This window comes from Streptomyces sp. NPDC029169 (assembly GCF_055563935.1).
In genome coordinates this window covers 112567-129805 of the sequence record NZ_JBVHXA010000005.1, presented here as the reverse complement: position 1 = coordinate 129805, position 17239 = coordinate 112567, and the positions used below count along the sequence as shown (strand labels likewise).

15 protein-coding genes and 1 riboswitch are annotated in these 17239 nt (G+C 72.2%); of the genes, 5 read left to right on the top strand and 10 right to left on the bottom strand.

Annotated elements, in window-relative coordinates:
* Positions 1–13 precede the first annotated feature (13 nt).
* Positions 14–3544, top strand: coding sequence for a DNRLRE domain-containing protein (locus ACZ4VI_RS11930; RefSeq protein ID WP_467999034.1), 3531 nt, complete (start codon positions 14–16; stop codon positions 3542–3544).
* Positions 3545–3676: 132 nt separating this feature from the next.
* Here the strand turns inward: ACZ4VI_RS11930 and ACZ4VI_RS11925 are convergent, their stop codons facing one another.
* On the bottom strand, positions 3677–4762 hold the full coding sequence (locus ACZ4VI_RS11925) for an NAD(P)H-dependent flavin oxidoreductase (protein ID WP_467999032.1): 1086 nt from the start codon (positions 4760–4762) through the stop codon (positions 3677–3679).
* Positions 4759–5379 (bottom strand): flavodoxin family protein, encoded by a 621-nt coding sequence (locus ACZ4VI_RS11920; protein ID WP_467999031.1) that lies wholly within the window; start codon positions 5377–5379, stop codon positions 4759–4761. The genes ACZ4VI_RS11925 and ACZ4VI_RS11920 overlap by 4 nt, the downstream gene beginning before the upstream one ends.
* 122 nt (positions 5380–5501) lie before the next feature.
* Here ACZ4VI_RS11920 and ACZ4VI_RS11915 point away from each other — a divergent pair, with 122 nt between their 5' ends.
* Positions 5502–6095: a TetR/AcrR family transcriptional regulator gene (locus ACZ4VI_RS11915; protein ID WP_467999029.1), complete on the top strand. Its 594-nt coding sequence runs from the start codon at positions 5502–5504 to the stop codon at positions 6093–6095.
* Positions 6096–6180: 85 nt separating this feature from the next.
* Here ACZ4VI_RS11915 and ACZ4VI_RS11910 read toward each other — a convergent pair whose 3' ends face one another.
* The 7 genes from ACZ4VI_RS11910 to ACZ4VI_RS11880 form a co-directional block, all read right to left on the bottom strand.
* A complete protein-coding gene (locus ACZ4VI_RS11910; RefSeq protein WP_467999028.1) occupies positions 6181–6606 on the bottom strand; it encodes an aggregation-promoting factor C-terminal-like domain-containing protein in 426 nt (141 codons plus the stop codon).
* Positions 6607–6869: 263 nt separating this feature from the next.
* On the bottom strand, positions 6870–7736 hold the full coding sequence (locus ACZ4VI_RS11905; protein ID WP_467999027.1) for an ECF transporter S component: 867 nt from the start codon (positions 7734–7736) through the stop codon (positions 6870–6872).
* Positions 7733–9757: an ABC transporter ATP-binding protein gene (locus ACZ4VI_RS11900; protein WP_467999025.1), complete on the bottom strand. Its 2025-nt coding sequence runs from the start codon at positions 9755–9757 to the stop codon at positions 7733–7735. Before ACZ4VI_RS11900 ends, ACZ4VI_RS11905 begins: the two co-directional genes overlap by 4 nt.
* A complete protein-coding gene (locus tag ACZ4VI_RS11895; RefSeq protein WP_467999024.1) occupies positions 9754–10845 on the bottom strand; it encodes an energy-coupling factor transporter transmembrane component T in 1092 nt (363 codons plus the stop codon). The genes ACZ4VI_RS11900 and ACZ4VI_RS11895 overlap by 4 nt, the downstream gene beginning before the upstream one ends.
* Positions 10842–11501 (bottom strand): SCO2322 family protein, encoded by a 660-nt coding sequence (locus ACZ4VI_RS11890; RefSeq protein WP_467999023.1) that lies wholly within the window; start codon positions 11499–11501, stop codon positions 10842–10844. The genes ACZ4VI_RS11895 and ACZ4VI_RS11890 overlap by 4 nt, the downstream gene beginning before the upstream one ends.
* A complete protein-coding gene (locus tag ACZ4VI_RS11885; RefSeq protein ID WP_467999021.1) occupies positions 11498–12757 on the bottom strand; it encodes a prenyltransferase/squalene oxidase repeat-containing protein in 1260 nt (419 codons plus the stop codon). The genes ACZ4VI_RS11890 and ACZ4VI_RS11885 overlap by 4 nt, the downstream gene beginning before the upstream one ends.
* Positions 12758–12856: 99 nt before the next feature.
* Positions 12857–12928, bottom strand: a riboswitch (cobalamin riboswitch).
* Between the two features lie 85 nt (positions 12929–13013).
* A complete protein-coding gene (locus ACZ4VI_RS11880) occupies positions 13014–14054 on the bottom strand; it encodes an MBL fold metallo-hydrolase (RefSeq protein WP_467999020.1) in 1041 nt (346 codons plus the stop codon).
* Between the two features lie 133 nt (positions 14055–14187).
* Here ACZ4VI_RS11880 and ACZ4VI_RS11875 point away from each other — a divergent pair, with 133 nt between their 5' ends.
* The 3 genes from ACZ4VI_RS11875 to ACZ4VI_RS11865 all read left to right on the top strand — a co-directional run bounded on the left by ACZ4VI_RS11875 (position 14188) and on the right by ACZ4VI_RS11865 (position 16511).
* Positions 14188–15657: an aldehyde dehydrogenase gene (locus tag ACZ4VI_RS11875; protein ID WP_467999018.1), complete on the top strand. Its 1470-nt coding sequence runs from the start codon at positions 14188–14190 to the stop codon at positions 15655–15657.
* Entirely contained in the window at positions 15657–15890 is a 234-nt protein-coding gene (locus ACZ4VI_RS11870; protein ID WP_467999016.1) for a ferredoxin, read from the top strand. The genes ACZ4VI_RS11875 and ACZ4VI_RS11870 overlap by 1 nt, the downstream gene beginning before the upstream one ends.
* Before the next feature lie 84 nt (positions 15891–15974).
* Positions 15975–16511, top strand: coding sequence for a hypothetical protein (locus ACZ4VI_RS11865; RefSeq protein ID WP_467999015.1), 537 nt, complete (start codon positions 15975–15977; stop codon positions 16509–16511).
* Between the two features lie 8 nt (positions 16512–16519).
* Here the strand turns inward: ACZ4VI_RS11865 and ACZ4VI_RS11860 are convergent, their stop codons facing one another.
* On the bottom strand, positions 16520–17167 hold the full coding sequence (locus tag ACZ4VI_RS11860) for a TetR family transcriptional regulator (RefSeq protein ID WP_467999013.1): 648 nt from the start codon (positions 17165–17167) through the stop codon (positions 16520–16522).
* Between the last annotated feature and the right edge of the window lie 72 nt (positions 17168–17239).

The following is a 17239-nucleotide window of genomic DNA, read 5'->3' as shown; positions in this document are numbered from 1 at the left end:
GGAATTCGTGCTCATGACGAGCAGATGGCGCCTGCCGTCCGGTCGCCGGTCGCTCGCGGCCGTTGCGACGGCCGTCGTATTGGCGTCCGGACTGACGTACGTCGGGCTGAACGAGTCCGGGGATGGTCCGGGTTCGACCACACCCCGAGCCGCGCAACAGGACCGCGTCGCGCTGACCGAGGCGGACGCGGCGCTGCGGGCGGCCAAGACCGGCAAGCCGGTGGAGGCGACCGCGCTGCGCAGCGCGTACACGACCACCTGGGCACAGCCGGACGGCTCGATGCTCCGGCGGATGCACGCGAGCCCGGTGCGCGCCAAGGTCGGCGGCGTCTGGAAGGCCATCGACCCGACCCTCGAACGGGTTGACGCCGGCTGGGCTCCGAAGGCGACGAACACCGCGATGGTCTTCTCAGCGGGCTCGAAGGCCGGCAAGAGGCCCGGCACGAAGGGTGGTTCCGGCTCCGAGCCAGAGCGTGCCTCCCGGGCCTCCGTCCGACGTGTCCCGCTGCTGTCCGACGGCATCACGCCGGGCACCGGGAACACCCTCGCCACCATCACGGTCGACGGCCACGACATCATCCTGACCTGGCCCGAGGCCATTCCGACGCCGATCGTGGACGGGTCCCGCGCGCTCTACCCGGAGATCCTTCCCGGGGCCGACCTGGTACTGACCGCGGACGACAACGGCTTCGCGCAGCTGCTCGTGGTCAAGACCCGTGCGGCCGCCGCCGATCCCCGGGTCGCGCGCCTCGCGTACGGGCTGTCCTCGCCCGACCTGAGTTTTTCCCTGGACCCCGTGTCCGGAATCGTCAGCGCGCAGGACCAGGGCGGCGAGGACATCGCCGAGTCGCCCACCCCGCTGATGTGGGACAGCGCGGGTGTCCCAGCGACCACCGACGGCCAGGCCGGCACCGATGCCACAGCGCCGCCCGAGGTGCTGCCGTCCGAGTCCGTGGGCACCCCGCTGGATCCGGACGCGACGGAGGCCCCGACCGCGGAGCCGACGGACGCGATCAAGGACGGCGACGTCGAGGACCCGTTCAACGAGGTGCTGCCCGATGCCTCCGACGAGGCGCCGGACCCTTCGGCCACCGAACCCGAGTCGACGGTTCCGCCCGTACCGGCCGAGCCGACGCCGGAGCCCTCGCAGACGGGTGCCGCCGCGACGCTGTCGCTGCCCTCTCTCAACGGGCCGCAGCCCGCGTCCAACGGCACACTCGTCGAGACGCATCTCGACGGCGGCAACTGGGTGCTCATCCCCGACCAGGAATTCCTGGCCGACGCGACCACCGTCTACCCGGTCTTCATCGACCCGTCGGTGAGCAAGCACACCGACGACTGGACCACCGCGTACAGCAAGCATCCGTACGCGAACTTCTACAACGGCAAGAACTTCAACAAGGGCGGCACCCACGAGGCCCGCGTCGGCTTCGAGTCCGACACCTGGGGCACGTCCCGTTCGTTCTTCACGATCGACTGGGACCCCGACCTCAAGGGCGCGCTCGTCACCAAGGCCGTGCTGAAGACCCTCAACACGTACTCCTGGTCCTGCCAGGCGCGCAGCATGTCCGTGCACCTCACCGGCACGATCAGTTCCAAGACCCACTGGAAGAACGCGCCGTCGATGAACGACGGCAACAAGATCGCCCGGCGCAGCTTCGCCCACGGCTACAAGACCAACTGCCGTGACGATTACGAGTCGTTCGACGTCAAGCCGACGGCGCAGCGCGCGGTCGACAACGGCTGGCCGACGATCACGCTCGGCTTCCGGGCTACGGACGAGGGTTCCCAGTACTCCTGGAAGAAGTTCCAGGCCAACGGTGGCAGCGACCCGTATATCGATCTGAGCTACAACCGTCCGCCCAACGCGCCCACCAGCCTGGACCTCGATCCCGAGCTGAGCTGCGACACGACGTACCCGTACATCAACCTCGGTGCGTCCTCGCTGTCGCTGTGGGCCAGCGCGAGCGACAAGGACGGCAACCTCGCCTCGGTCAACTTCGAGCTGTGGCTCAGCAGCGGCGGCTCCAATCTGCTCGGCAGCAAGGGCAAGGTGTCCGTGGGGAGTCAGACCTCCTCGGCCCGTGTGCACACCGATTCGTTCCTGACCGACAGCAGTACCGGCGGGCTGAAGCTGGTCAACGGCCAGACCTACTCGTGGCGGGCGAAGTCGGTCGACAAGTTCGGCTCCACCTCGGGCTATTCGCACACGAAGGTGCCCTGCCGGTTCGTGTTCGACTCGTCGGCGCCGACCGCGCCGATCGTGACGTCCCCGCACTTCCCGGACGCGGACGCCCGGGACAACGGCTTCAACAACGAGGCCGAGGACTCCACCTGGAGCACCGTCAAGTTCGGCACGGCCGGCACGTTCACGTTCAAGGCCGGCCAGACGGACGTGATCCGCTACGAGTACGGCTTCAACCAGGGCAACTACCCGTTCTCGGCCTCCCGCACGTCCGGTGCGGCGGTGACCACGCTCACCAGCGTGACCACCGTCAAGCCGCCGATGGCCGGGCCGAACGTCCTGTACGTGAGGGCCGTGGACGACGCCGGGCACGTGTCCCCGCCGACGAAGTACTTCTTCTACCTCGCCCCGCGCGACAAGGCGGACGAGCCCGGCGACTTCACCGGTGACGACATCGCCGACATGTTCATCGTGGACGGCAACGGCAACCTCCGGTTGTACCCCGGCGAGGCGCGCAGCGACGACCTCGCCAAGGGCAGCGGCGACATCGGCTACTCGATGTCGGGTGCCTACCGGGGCAATCCCGCCAAGGACCCGAACGGCGACGACGGTCTGCCCGTCTACGCCGCCGCGCCGTCCGGGTACTGGAAGGACACCCTGATCACCCACCTCGGCGACGTCTACGGCGGTGACGGTCTCCAGGACCTGATCGTCCGGCGCGAGGGCAAGCTGTGGGTGTACCCGGGTGACGGCTACGGGGCCGTCAACATCGACAAGCGGCAGCAGATCCTGCTGCCGGCGGGTGCGCCGGATCCGTCGACGTACACCCAGATCACCTCCGCCGGTGATGCCACAGGGGACGGCAAGCCCGACTTCTTCGTCACGATCGGCGCCGACCTCTGGCTGCTGATCGGCTACAACGGCGCGACCGTCGACAAGGTCGTCAAGGTGGCTGGGACGGTATGGGAAGACCGCGACATCGTGTCGGCCATGGACATATCAGGCGACGGGGTCACCGACCTCATCTACCGCAGCGACGCATACTCCAAGCTGTATCTCCGCAAGGGCAAGCCTGCGGCGGGCGGAGGGGTCGACCTGGCCTCGCTGGCATCCGGTGTCGCTTCGGCGGACGGAGCCGATCTGGTCTACGGTGCGAGCGGCTGGCATTCCAGCAGTGTCCGGCTACTGCTCGGGACGCCGGACGTCAACGGCGACAACATCCCGGATGTCTGGACGATTCGCGCGGACGGCAACGTGCGCTTCTACGCCGGCACCACGGGCGAGATGCAGCACGCCGGAGTGACGATCGTCGCCAACACCAACGGCGTCGGCTGGAAGAACAAGCTGGCCATCGGCTGAGGCCGGTGACCTGAGTTGGAGCCTGAGAGGATGCCGCGCGGCCCCGCACTCCGGAAGGAGGGCAGGGCCGCGCGGCCTTGTGCTCGGGGCTCGCTCCTGGGGGCGCGAGCTGGTCGGCCGCGCCCCCTCCGGTCAAGCCCCGTCAGGGCTGAGCCGCTTCTCCGCGTCCGCGACCAGCTCCGCCAGGTACTCCGCCGCGGAGGATCCGGTGGCCAGCGCCGCCGCCTGGCCCGCCCACAGGTTTACGTACTCGGGGCGTCCCTGTACGCCCGCCGCGCGGCGGATGGGCTGCATCAGGGCGTTCTGGACGGGGTACGGCGGTACGTGATCCTCGTGCGCGGCCATGTCGCGGACGAAGCGGTTCGGGATGCCGCGCGCCGTGCGGCCCGAGAAGAGGCGGGTCAGGACCGTCGTACGGGACTCGGGCGTGCCCAGGGTCCGCTTGTGGACCGCGCTCGCGCCCGACTCGCGCGTGGCGAGGAAGCCGGTGCCGATCTGGACCGCGTCCGCGCCGAGGGCGAGCGCCGCCGCGATCCCGCGGCCGTCGGCGATGCCGCCCGCCGCGATCACCGGCACCGTGACCGCGTCCGCCACCTGCGGGACCAGCGAGAACGTGCCGACCAGGGACTCCCTTACGGGACGCAGGAAGGCGCCCCGGTGGCCGCCCGCGTCGCTGCCGGACGCGACGATCGCGTCCACACCCGACCGCTCCAGGGCGACGGCCTCGTCCACCGTCGTCGCCGTACCGATCAGCGCGATGCCGCGCCGCCGGGTCTCCTCGACCAGCCTCCGGGTCGGCAGCCCCATCACCAGGCTGATCACCGGCGGCGCGGCGGCGAGCAGAGCCTCCGTCTGCGCGTCGTAGTCCGGCCATGCCGCCACGTCGGCGGCGGTCGGCGCAGCCACGCCGAGCTGCTCGTAGTACGGCTTCAACCGCTCGACGTGTGGGGCGAGTTCGGTGTCGGACGGCCGTGGCCCGGTCTCCTCCGCCAGCGGTACCCACAGGTTCACCGCGAACGGCCGGTCCGTGACGTCCTTCAGGAGGGCGACCAGGCGGGTGATTTCCTCCGGAGTGAGGATGTGCGCTCCGTACGAGCCGAGCCCGCCGCCCTCCGACACCGCGACGGCCAGTTCGATGGTGGACAGGCCGCCGCCGAACGGGCCCTGGACGATGGGGAGCTCGATGCCCAGGAGATCCCCCAGACGGCCCGGCCTCACGCCGTCACCGTCAGGGCGAGCTCCGCCTCGCGGCCCAGGGCCTGGCGCAGCGCGGCCCGCGCGACCCTCACGCCCAGGTGGCGGGCCGTCAGCAGGTCGGACGCGCTGGGCCCCTGATCCGGGCCGAGGTCGGAGGGGGACTGGGCCATGGCGCCGACGAAGCCGCCGAGCCGGTTCAGGTCCTCGGCGCTGCCCCCGGAGGTGTACACCCAGCCGGGCGTCAGGCCGAGCGGCACCCACGTCATGCCGTGCTGGGCGGCGAAGACGGTCATGGACAGCAGGGCGTTGTCCTTGTTCCCGTTCACCCCGGCCGAGTTGGTGAAGCCGGCCGCCAGCTTGTCCTGCCAGCCCCGCTCGGCCCAGACCGGCGCGCTCGCCTCGGCGAACCGCTGGAAGACCGCCGAGGTCGAGCCCATGTAGGTGGGGGAGCCGAAGACGATCGCCTCGGCCGCGTCGAGGGCGGCCCAGAGCGCGTCGTCGAGGGTCGACACATTGCGTAGATCGGCCTCCACCCCGGTCACGGAGGCGACGCCCTCGGCGACCGCAGCCGCCTGGCGGGCCGTGTGCCCGTACCCGCTGTGATGGGCGACGACGACGGTGATGGGTACGGCGGACATGCGCAGCCTCCTGCATCGCGGCGGGCCGTGTGCCCGCCGATGTCGAGGACACTAGACGACCGGTCAACTAAAAGGCACCCTGGAGACCCGGGAAATAGTTGACCGGCCGTATAGTGGCCGCCATGGGACGCACCAGCACGGCACGCGAACGGCTCCTCGAGGCCACTGAAGGCCTCATGCGGAGCCGCGGCTACAGCAGCCTGGGCGTCGCCGAGATCTGCGCCCGTGCCGAGGTGAAGAAGGGCAGCTTCTACCACTTCTTCGAGTCCAAGCAGGCCCTCACGGTCGAGGTCGTCGACGTCTACTGGCAGAGTGAGCGCACCCGCTGGGCCGGTGAGCTGGCCGGCCCCGCGCCCGCCATCGACCGGCTCCACCGGCTGCTCGACGCCAATGTCGCCGTGCAGCGGCACATGAAGGAGACCTCCGGCACGGTCGACGGGTGCCTGCTCGGCAATCTCGCCCTGGAGCTCAGTACGCAGGAACCCGATGTCCGGGCCCGCCTGGACGAGATCTTCACCGAGCTGATCGCCCTGGTGGCGGGAATCCTCGCCGAGGCGGCGGCCGAAGGTGCGATCCCGGCGGACCGGGCCGGCGTCGCGACAGCCAGGGCTGTTGTCGCTCAGCTCGAAGGCATGGTCCTGCTCGCGAAGCTCAAGAACGACCCCGCGGTGCTCGACGACCTCTGGTCCCAGACGCTGATGCTGCTCGGCGCCTGAGTCGCGGACGGAAACGCCGCAGGCCCCGCTCCTCCGGGAAGGAGGGCGGGGCCTTGCGGGTGTGCGTGGCTTGCGGCGGCGACTCTTAGTACCAGCCGTTGGCCTGCCAGAACGCCCAGGCGGCGTTCGGGGAGCCGTAACGCTCGTTCATGTAGTTCAGGCCCCACTTGATCTGGGTGGCCGGGTTGGTCTTCCAGTCGGAACCGGCCGAGGCCATCTTGGAGGCCGGCAGGGCCTGGACCAGGCCGTAGGCGCCGCTGGAGGAGTTGGTGGCGGTGTGCTTCCAACCGGACTCGTGCTCGACGATCTTGCTGAACGACGCGTACTGGGACGCCGGCACGATCTGTCGGGCGATCTCCTGCGGGGTGGCGGCCGAGGCCGTACCCGTCGTACCCAGCACGGCACCCGAGGCGCCCAGCAGCACGGCTGCGGAGGCGGCGAGGGACTTCTTGTGGGTGGAGACACGAGTGGCGATGGAGCGGAACACGTAGGCACCTAACGTCGGGGACATGGGGTGCGCCGGGCGTTTTCGGCAAGCCGGAACCAGAGCCCGGGGAACCCGGATCCTGCGGGGAATCGGCCTGTCCGAGGCGCTGCGCTGAGCGCTGCCTGCCTGGCGACGTCCACCAGAGAAGCAGGGCGGGGGCGGCGTGGCAACGACCCCATGTACGAAGCGGGGTCGGAGGCGGGCGGGGCTGCCGGGGGGTTGGGTGGTGGGTGTTTTCGCAGGTCGCGTGGGTGTATGGGGTGATTTGGGAGGGTCTGGGACCTCTCCTATTTCGCTTCGTACGTGACGTAGGTCCTGTGGGGCGCCTCACCCTGGAGCGGCTTCTCGGGGCCCTCGAATGTGACCTGGGCCTCGAAGTTCGCGCGCCGCGTGGCACGCCGGAGCGCCTTCAGGAGCGCGCCGCCGACGGTCAGGGTGAGGACGACGGTGAGGGCGGCGCGGCCGAGGTCCCAGCCGAGGGAGGTGGCGAGGAGGAAGGCGAGGAAACGGATCAGGTTCTCGTGCACCGGGTCGCCGGGCTGGAACGAGATCCCCGCATCATCGAGGCCGCTGACCGTGACCCAGCCGTACAGATTGGTGACGGTGCCGTACGCGAACGCCGCCACGAACCCGTACGCCGACAGCATCAGCAGCTCGCCCCGGCCCCGGACCTTCTCCGGCCCCGGCAGCAGGCCCGCGCCCATCGTGAACCAGCCCATGGCCAGCATCTGCACCGGCATCCAGGGGCCCACACCGCCCGTGAGCAGGGCGGACGCGAACATCGTCACGGCGCCGAGGACGAAGCCGAAGCCCGGCCCGAGGACCCGGCCGCTCAGCACCATCAGGAAGAACATCGGCTCCAGACCGGCCGTCCCGGCCCCGAGCGGCCGCAGCGCGGCTCCGACGGCCGCGAGCACGCCCAGCATCGCGACCGCCTTCGCGTCCATGCCGCAGTCGGCGATCGTCGCGACGACGACCGCGATCAGGAGGGGGAGGAGGGCGGCGAAGAGCCAGGGGGCGTCGGCGGCGTGCGTGGTGACGGCGGAGGTGCTGTCGGCGAAGAGGGGCCAGGCGATGGCGACCAGGCCGATGAGGGAGACGAGGGCGAGTGCGGTTGTGGAACGGGCGCCGAGGCGGATGGGGCGGGCGGTCACAGCGCGTCCTTGACTTGCTCGACGGTGAGCCAGGGCTGCGGGGCGAGGATCTTGGCGACCTGCGGGGAGAAGGCGGGGGAGGAGACGACCACCTCGGCCGTCGGGCCGTCCGCGACGACCTCGCCGCCCGCGAGGATCACCACCCGGTGCGCCAGCTCGGCGGCCAGCTCCACGTCGTGCGTGGCGAGCACGATGGCGTGGCCGGCGGCGGCGAGCTCGCGCAGATGCGCGACGAGGCGGGCCTTGGCGGCGTAGTCGAGACCGCGGGTCGGCTCGTCGAGGAGGAGGAGCGGGGGGCGGCCGGTGAGGACGACGGCGAGCGCGAGGGCGAGGCGCTGGCCCTCGGACAGGTCGCGGGGGTGGGTGTCGTCCGCGACACCCGGCAGCAGCTCGGACACCAGCGCCCGGCAGCTGCCGGGGGCGGCGCCGGTGTCGGTGTCGGCGGCGCTGCACTCTTCGCCGACCGTGTCCGCGTACAGCAGGTCGCGGGGCTCCTGCGGTACGAGACCGACGTGGCGGATCAGCTCGCGGGGGTCGGTGCGGTGGGGGGTGCGGCCGGCGACGAGGACGGTGCCGGAGGTGGGCGTGACGATGCCGACGAGTGTGTTCAGAAGCGTGGACTTGCCGGCCCCGTTGCGCCCCATGAGCGCGACGGCCTCGCCGGCCTTTACCTGCAGGTCCACGCGCCGAAGCGCCTCGACGCGGCCGCGGCGGACGCCGAGGGCTTGAACGTCGACGAGGGGTCCGGACGCGGGGGCGTCTGCCGGGGGCCGCCGCCGGAACAGGGAGATTCCCCCACCCCACCCCTTCCCGAAACCCTGCCGGGGGCTGGGGGAGGGCTGATACTCGGGGGCTGCCGCCCCCGGCCCCCGCCGAGCGGCAGCTCCGCGCCGCGGGGCGTGGGCCTCGGGCGCGGCGGGTCCCCGCTGGGCGGCGGCTTCGCGCCGCTTGGGCGACTCCGGCTGGGCCTGCTGGGCGGCGGCTTCGTGCCGCAGGGGCGACTCGGGCCGCGCCTGCTCGGCGGCGGCCTCGTGCCGTGGGGTGTGGGCATCGGGCGCGGCGGGTTCGCGCTGGGTCGGCCGGCTGTCGGGTTCCTGCCCCACGGGCAGAATCAGCCCCGCCGGCGTTTGAGGCGCGGGGGTCTGGGGGCGGAGCCCCCGGTTACGGGAAGGGGCGGGGTGGGGGAGAAGCCCCGCAGGGTCACCCGTTGGCACGCGCCCCTCCAAGCGGGCCCGCAACGGCCCCGCCGCGCGCCGCGCGTCGCGGATCGTCAGGGGCAGCGGGGTCCAGCCCGCCACGCGGCCCAGGGCTACCACCGGGGGGTGGATCGGGGAGATCGACATGATCTCGGGAGGGGGGCCCATCACCCCGTCCGGGAGCAGGAGGACCTGGTCCGCGTACTGGACCACCCGTTCCAGGCGGTGTTCCGCCATCAGGACCGTCGTGCCGAGGTCGTGCACCAGGCGTTGGAGGACCGCCAGGACGTCCTCCGCCGCCGCCGGGTCCAGCGCCGACGTCGGCTCGTCCAGGACCAGCACCCGCGGGTGCGGGGTCAGGACCGAGCCGATCGCCACCCGCTGCTGCTGCCCACCCGAGAGCGTGGCGATCGGGCGGTCGCGCAGCTCCGCGAGGCCCAGGAGGTCCAGCGTCTCCTCCACCCGACGCCGCATCACCCCCGGCGCCAGGCCCAGGGACTCCATCCCGTACGCCAGCTCGTCCTCGACCGTGTCCGTCACGAAGTGCGCGAGCGGGTCCTGGCCGACCGTGCCGACCACGTCCGCCAGTTCCCGCGGCTTGTGCGTACGGGTGTCCCGGCCGGCCACCGTCACACGGCCCTTCAGCGTGCCGCCCGTGAAGTGCGGGACGAGCCCCGACACCGCCCCGAGCAGCGTCGACTTGCCGGCCCCCGACGGGCCGACCAGCAGGACCAGTTCGCCCTCCGGGATCGTCACGTCGATGTTCCGCAGCGTGGGCTCGGCCTCCTCCCCGTACCTCACCGAGACGTTCTCGAAGCGGATCACGAAGACTCCTTCGGTACGGGGGCCACGAACGCCGGCACCAGGCCCACCAGCAAAGACAGCGCCGGCCACACCGGCAGTTCCGGCGCCACCAGCGGTACGACACCCGGGTGCAGCGCCCCGTACGCGTACCCGTTCGCCGCGATCATCAGCGCCGCCACCGCCACACCCGAGCCCGCCACCAGCCAGGCCCGTACCCCCCACCGGTCCGGCCGGTACCGGGTCCGTACCGCCCGGCGACCGCCAAGCCGGAGCCCGGCCATGGCCGCGACCAGTCCGGCGACGACGAGCGGCAGCCCGTACCCCGCGCCCTGCGCCGCCAGCAGACCGTACGAGCCCGCGCACACCCCCAGCAGTCCGCCCAGTGTGAGGAGGTTCGTCGTCCGGCGTACGGCCGGCGGTACCTGTGCCGTACGTCCGTAACCCCGCGCGTCCATCGACGCCGCCACCGCGATCGAGCGCTCCAGCGCGCCCTCCAGGACCGGCAGGCCGATCTGGAGCACCGCCCGCACCCCGCCCGTCGGCCGCCCCCGCAGCCGCCGCGCCGTCCGCAGCCGCACCACGTCGGCCACCATGTTCGGCGCGAAGGTCATCGCCACGACGACGGCGACCCCCACCTCGTACAGCGCCCCCGGCAGCGACTTGAGCAGCCGCGCCGGGTTCGCGAGCGCGTTCGCCGCGCCCACGCAGATCAGCAGCGTCGCCAGCTTGGCCCCGTCGTACACGGCGAAGACCACCTGCTCCGCCGTCACCCGGCCGCCGATCCGCACGCCTGCCGCCCAGTCCGGCATCGGCACCTCGGGCAGCGTGAACAGCTGGTACGTCCCCGGGATCGCCGATCCCAGCACCACCGAGAACACCACCCGCAGCGCCACCACGAACAGGCCCAGCTTCACGAACGCCCCGTACGAGCGCGCCCAGGGGGCGTCCGTGCGGCGGGCCGCGACGACATAGCCCGCGACTCCGACGATCAGGCCGAGCAGCAGCGGGTTGGTGGTACGGGAGGCGGCGACGGCCAGGCCGAGCGCCCAGAGCCACCAGGCGCCCGCGTGCAGGGCGTTGGAGCGGCTCGCCTCGGGGGCACGGATCATGCGCGGCGGCGCGCCTTCCAGACCGCGGCGCCACCGAGTACGAGCACGAAGGCGGCACCCATGAAGAACGTGACGGTCGGTACGCCGTCCTCGTCCACCGTCTTGGAGACCGTCGGGGTGGACGACGGGATGGACGACGGCTTCGGCTCCGCCACCTGCTCCCCGCAGCCCTTCGCCGGATACCCCGCGATCCCGCACAGCAGCGCCGCGCTGTCGTACCGCAGCGGCTTGACCACCGTCGCCAGCGCCTCCGCGCTCGTCGCGTCCTCACGCACCTGCGCGCAGCCGGACTTCAGCACCGGATTCGGCGGCGTCTCGCCCGGCGGGGCGTCCTGCGGGCCGCCGAAGTCGACGACGACCGCCACCCGCTTGGTGCCCGCCTTCTCGCCCGTACCGCCGCAGACCGTCGCGAAGTCGGGGGCGGCGGAGGGCCGCGAGGCGTCGCTCGCGTCCTCGCTGACCGCGAAGCGGAAGCCGATCGCGTCCCCGTCGGCGGGCCGCGCCGTCGCCGGGCCCTGCGTCGCGTACGCCCACGTCCCGCCGCCGTCGCTCTCCCAGAACGACCAGTACCGGTATCCGGCGGCCTGCGCGGGAGCGGCGACGGCCAGCGTCAGTACGACACCGGCCGCTGCGCCGAGGAGCCGGCGCGCCCTCACTTCTTGCGCCCGCTCACCAGGAAGCCGATCCCGACGCCGACGACCATGCCGATGCCGATGATCCACCACACGTCGAACGAGCCGGAGTCCTCGCCGCTCTCCTGCGGCGCCGAGGACGGCAGGGCCTTCGGGGCGGGGCCGGTGGCGCCCAGCTCCTTGAGGAGGTCGGTCGAACCGAACGCGCGCGGGTCCATGTGCATCGCCTTCGCGGCGAGGATCAGCTGCGCGTACGCGGCGGGGCCGCTCTCCTTCGCCCAGGCGGCGGAGTTCTGCTGGAGCCAGGTCAGCGCGCCGGACGCCTCCTTCGTGGCGCCGCTCGCGGCGAGGGCGACGACGGCGTCGGCGGTGTTGCCGAAGTCGGGAAGCTCGGTCGGGTCGGTGGCGCCGGGCAGCGGCGGGGTGTTCAGGTGGCCGGTCTTCGCGAGCGCGGCGGCCAGGTAGGAGGCGCCGTTGAGCGCGGCCCGGTCCATCGTGGGCTTGGCCAGGTCCGTGCAGGCGGGGGTCTGCTGGGGCGCCACGCCGCGCGCGGTGATGCCCTTGCCGAGCCCGGCGAGGGTGGCGGCCGCGGTGGCGTCGGCGTTCGCGAGCAGCTTGCCCTCCTTGTCGGGCTGGTACGCGAACGCGCCCGCGCCCTCCTTGGAGGAGCAGGGCAGCGCGAGGCCGAGCAGGGCGTCGTACGGGGTCCTGCCCTCCGCGGACTTCACCTCGCCGGGCTTCTCGCCGAGCGCGGTGAGCGCGCTGATGACGATCGAGGTGGAGTTGGCGTCGCTGGGGCTGCCGGGGTTGTAGCCCCAGCCGCCGTCCTTGTTCTGCACGCTCTTCAGCCAGCTCGCACCGGCCGCGGCGGCCTTGGCCACGGGCTCCGGGTCGGTGCTCGCGCCCCTGACCCCGGCGAGCGCCTGGACGGCGACGGCGGTGGCGTTGGTGTCCAGCATGGTGGCCGCGTCGCAGGGCTTGGCGGGGTCAGGGCGGTACGAGGCGAAGGCGCCGGTGTCGCACTGCTGCGTCCGCAGCCAGGTCACGGCCTCGTCGGCGGGCTGAACACCACTGGTCGTCTGCGCGATGAAGGCGAGCGACTGGCGCCACACACCGTCGTACGTCGGGTCCTTCGTGCCGTAGAGCCCGGCGGGGATCACGGGCGCGGGCGTCGCGGACGGCGAGGGCGCGGCGGGGGCGGCGGAAGCGGCGGGGGCGAAGCCGGTGCAGAGCACCGCTGCGGCTGCGAACGCGGCGGCGCCGCGGCGGACGGTGGTCATGCGAGCTGTGGCCTCTCCTGCGGCCGGGCACCGGCACGCTTGAGGCACCAGGCTCGGCTCCGTATTCCTCGACGGTGCCGGCGGTTCACGTCCCGGGCGGGGCATTCCGACTTCCATCCGCAAGGGATGGTCACGGCTGCGGGTCAGCGCCGGATTCGCACCGGCTTCCCCCCGTACGGGTGTGAGGACGACTCGCACACTCTACCGGCCCGTACTCCCCGCGCCCCGGGGGCGCGAGCGGCCTCACACCGCCGCCTCACACCGCCACGTACGTCACCGGGTCCGTGCCCGCCACCGCCTCCGCGCGGCCCAGCTTCACGAGCCGCCGTACGTGCGCCTCGGCCTCGCTGACCGCGATGTTCCGGGAGCCGTACGGGATCTGGTCCCAGGGGCGGTTCCACTCCATGCGCTCGGCGAGCTGCCACGGGGTGAGCGGCGTCGCGAGGAGGTCGAGGAGTCCGGTGAGCCGTTCCTCGTGGTGGGCGAGCAGTTCCCGTACCCGCCCGGCCGCGTCCGGGAAGGCGTACTGGTGGGCCGGGAGCACCTCGGCGACGCCGAGCCGCCCGATCCGCTCCAGCGAGTCCAGGTAGTCGCCCAGGGGGTCGGTGGCGGAAGTGGCGTCGTCCGGGTCCTCGTAGAGGCCGATGTGCGGCGAGATCCCGGGCAGCAGATGGTCGCCGGAGAAGAGCCGGCCATGTCCGGGGAGGCGCGCCGGGTGCTCCTCCTCCAGGTGCAGGCAGACATGGCCCGGGGTGTGGCCGGGCGTCCAGATCGCGCGCAGCCGGCGGCCCGCGAGGCCGAGGAGTTCGCCGGGGACGATCTCGCGGTCGGGGAGGGCGGAGCGCAGTCCGGGCAGGGTGCTCGCGCGGCCGGTGGCGCGGGCGGCGCGGAGCGGGGCGGTGTGCTCCTCGGGGGCGCCGACAGCGGCCAGCTTGCGGGCGAGGTAGTCGAGCCAGGTGCCGGGCTCGGACGCGCGGGTGCGGCGGACGACGGCAGTGTCGGCGGCGTGCATCGCGATCCACGCGCCCGACTCTTCGCGGACCTGCCCGGAGAGCCCGTGGTGGTCGGGGTGGTGGTGGGTGATGACGACCCCGTGCACGGCCCGTACGGAGGTCCCCAACGCGGCCAGCCCGTCGGACAGTTCGGTCCAGGACGCCGGATCGTCCCATCCGGTGTCGATCAGGACGGGCCCGCGGTCGGTGTCGAGGACGTGGACGAGGGTGTGCCCGAGGGGGTTGTCCGGGATGGGGACCCGGATCGACCAGACGCCTCCGCCGTGCTCGGTCACCTGGCTCATGGGCCCTCATCTCTCCAGGACGGATACGACGGCACGGCGCCTGCTCGGCCATTGCCCACTATAACTAGAACTGGTATCAGTTCTGAAACACAGTCAGAAACATCGCGGGTTCCGTTCCGGGAGGCAGTCGGCCATGACCGAGCTTGTGGAGCACGGAAAGCTGTACATCGGCGGGGAGTTGACCGACCCGGCCGGAGGTGACGTCATCGAGGTGATCTCGCCGCACACCGAGGAGGTCATCGGGCGCGTGCCGCACGCCTCCCGGGCCGATGTCGACCGGGCCGTCGCCGCCGCCCGCCAGGCCTTCGACCACGGGCCCTGGCCCCGGATGAGCGTCGAGGAGCGGATCGAGGTCGTCGGCCGGATCAAGGACGCCATCGCCGTACGCCACGAGGAGATCGCCCGCTCGATCAGCTCCCAGAACGGCTCCCCGTACTCCTGGAGCATCCTCGCCCAGGCCCTCGGCGCCATGATGGTCTGGGACGCGGCGATCACCATCGCCCGCGACTTCCCGTACGAGAGCCGGCGCGCCGGCGTCCTCGGGCCGATCATGGTGCGGCGCGAGCCGGTCGGCGTCGTCGCGGCCGTCGTGCCGTGGAACGTCCCGCAGTTCACCGCGGCCGCCAAGCTCGGGCCCGCGCTGCTCGCCGGCTGCACGGTGGTCCTCAAGCCGTCGCCCGAAACGCCGCTCGACTCGTACATCCTCGCCGAGATCGCGACCGAGGCCGGGCTCCCCGAGGGTGTCCTGTCCATCCTGCCCGCCGACCGCGAGGCCAGCGAGTACCTGGTCGGGCACCCGGGTGTCGACAAGGTCTCCTTCACCGGATCCGTCGCGGCCGGAAAGCGCGTCATGGAGGTCGCCTCCCGCAACCTCACCCGCGTCACCCTCGAACTCGGCGGCAAGTCCGCGGCCGTGATCCTGCCCGACGCCGACGTGGCCACCGCCGTCGCCGGGATCGTCCCGGCCGCCTGGATGAACAACGGCCAGGCGTGCGTCGCCCAGACCCGGATCCTCGCCCCGCGCAGCCGGTACGACGAGATCGCCGAGGCGTTCGCCGCGGCCGCGGGCGCGCTCGTGGTCGGCGACCCGCTCGACCCGGCCACCCAGGTCGGCCCGCTCGTCGCCGCGCGCCAGCGGCAGCGCTCCCTCGACTACATCAAGCTCGGGCAGGACGAGGGCGCCAAGGTCCTGACGGGCGGCGGCCGTCCGGCCGGCCTCGACCGGGGCTGGTACGTCGAGCCGACCCTCTTCGGGGCTGTCGACAACACCATGCGGATCGCCCGCGAGGAGATCTTCGGGCCCGTCATCTGCCTCCTTCCGTACGGGGAGGAGAGCGAGGCGCTCCGGATCGCCAACGACTCCGACTACGGGCTCAGCGGCAGCGTCTGGACCGGGGACGTGGAGCACGGCATCGACTTCGCCCGTCAGGTCCGCACGGGCACCTTCAACATCAACACCTTCAGCCTGGACATGCTCGGCCCCTTCGGCGGCTACAAGAACTCCGGCCTGGGACGGGAGTTCGGCCCCGAGGGCTTCAGCGAGTACCTGGAGCACAAGATGATCCATCTGCCGGCCGGGTACGAGGGTCCGGGTGGCGCGTGATGGGCGACCGCTGGCACGTGGAGGTCGACCGGGGCGTCTGCATCGGCTCGGGCATGTGCGTCAGCCACGCCCCGGACGGCTTCCGCCTCGACTCGGCCCGCCAGTCCCACCCGCGCGAACCGGAGTCCGACGCGAACGAGCGCGTGCTCGCGGCGGCCGAGGGCTGCCCGGTGGAAGCCATCCTGATCACCCTGCTCGACGGCGGCGAACCGGTCTTCCCGCCGGAGGAGTAGCCGCGAGCACTCGTTCACGCGTGCAAAAATCTTCCCTTGGTCGCGGGGGCAACAGGCCCGCGTGCGTTCGGGATTGGGAGAGTTGTGCGCAAGGCGAAGTTGGTGGCCGCGGCCGCCGGTGTGGTGCTGCTGGTCGCGGGCTGCGGGAGTAGCGACGGCGGCTCGGGCAAGAACAAGGGCGGCTCGTCCTCCTCCACGGGCTCCACGACCGGCGGTTCCGAGGCGGGCGGCGGCGAGAGCCTGGACGCGGCCGCGGTGGAGAAGGAGATCGAGGCGGCGGCCACGGCGGCCGGGTTCACCGAGGACCCCTCGGGCGACCCGGTCCCGGCCGAGCTCAAGAGCTGCATGGTCTCCTGGACCGCCGACGCGAAGAAGGCGGCCGACCCGAAGAAGTCCTACGGCGCCACGGTCGCGACGCTGACCGGCGGCGGCTGGACGGAGGGCCAGAGCACGGCGCAGGCCGGGTCCACCATCAAGACGCTGAACAAGGGCAGTTGGTCGGTCAAGGCCAGCAACCACGGCGCCGCCGGCTTCTCCATGGTGATGTTCATCGGCACGGAGAACTCCGCGCAGTGCGAGGCGTTGTTCAAGGCCGACCTGGAGAAGAACAAGAAGCCGTAAGGGCTCCTTCAGGCCGTCCCGCGGCCCTCCGGGGCCGCGGGCGCGGTGGCCGTCGCGTTCGGCGCCGTCAGGTCGATCAGCCGGCAGACCGTCTCGATGTCGATCTTCACCTGTGCGATCGAGGCCCGCCCCGACAGCCAGGTGATCAGCGCCGAGTGCCAGGTGTGCTCGATCACCCGTACCGCCGACAGCTGCTGCGGCGTCGGGTGCTCGAGCCCCATCGCGTCCAGGATGATCGCCGTCGTCAGCCGCGAGACCGTGTCCACCTCCGGGCTCACGCTGCGGTCCGCGAACGTCAGCGCCCGCACCATCGCGTCCGCGAGCTGCGGCTCGCGCTGGAGCGCCCGGAACGCCCGCATCAGCGTCTCCGCCACCCGTTCCGCCGAGGTCTCGCCCGCCGGCGGCCGCTTCCGCAGCGTCGTGTGCATGTGCTGGAGCTGGTCCTGCATGGTCGCGACGAGCAGATGGATCTTGGAGGGGAAGTAGCGGTACAGCGTGCCCAGGGCCACCCCGGCCGCCTCGGCGACCTCACGCATCTGTACGGCGTCGAAACCGCCCCGCCCGGCGAGCTGCGCGCTGGCGTGCAGAATGCGGCGGCGTCGTGCCTCCTGGCGCTCTGTCAGGGGTGGCGAGGCGGGTCTGTCTTCCGCGGTCATGAGTCCCGTTCCGTGCGATGGGGGAGCGACAGTATGGCGGGAGTATGGCGGGGCTTCCGCCGTGGCGCGAAT